The 387-nt window shown below is 61.8% G+C and carries 1 protein-coding gene; it reads left to right on the plus strand.

The window, feature by feature from the left end:
• Positions 1 to 99: 99 nt before the first annotated feature.
• On the plus strand, positions 100 to 387 hold the full coding sequence (locus C3481_RS16350; protein WP_023953920.1) for a WXG100 family type VII secretion target: 288 nt from the start codon (positions 100 to 102) through the stop codon (positions 385 to 387).

Consider the following 387-nt stretch of genomic DNA (forward strand, 5'->3'; position numbering starts at 1 on the left):
TGGGGAGTTCTCCCCATCGACCTGGCGTGATCGGTGCCGATAGGTTTTGGGTGTCGGCTCCGGAGGGGGGTCGGGACATCTACTTTCAGGAGGGCCGTCATGGCTGATTTCGGTGCATCTTATGGCGAGATGGAGCAGGTTGCGAGCTCGCTGTCGCAGGCTCGTGATGACATTCAGGGTCAGCTGGACACCCTGAAGTCGCAGGTCGACACGCTTCTGGGCGATGACTTCAAGACGCAGCACGCGTCGGGCAAGTTCGGTGAGGGCTACTCCGAGCTCACCACGGGTCTGAAGAACGCGGTCGATGGCATCAACGACATGTCCGAGTCGCTGCTGGGCATGATGCGCGCGATCCAGGACCTCGACCAGCAGCTCGCCGGCAGCTGA

Origin of the sequence: Microbacterium sp. Ru50 (assembly GCF_002920555.1) — a bacterium.
In the GTDB taxonomy this organism is placed as follows: Bacteria; Actinomycetota; Actinomycetes; order Actinomycetales; family Microbacteriaceae; genus Microbacterium; species Microbacterium arborescens.

Coding starts and splice junctions, on each gene's coding strand:
- C3481_RS16350 (WP_023953920.1), top strand. CDS start 100: ATGGCTGATTTCGGTGCATCTTATGGCGAGATGGAGCAGGTTGCGAGC.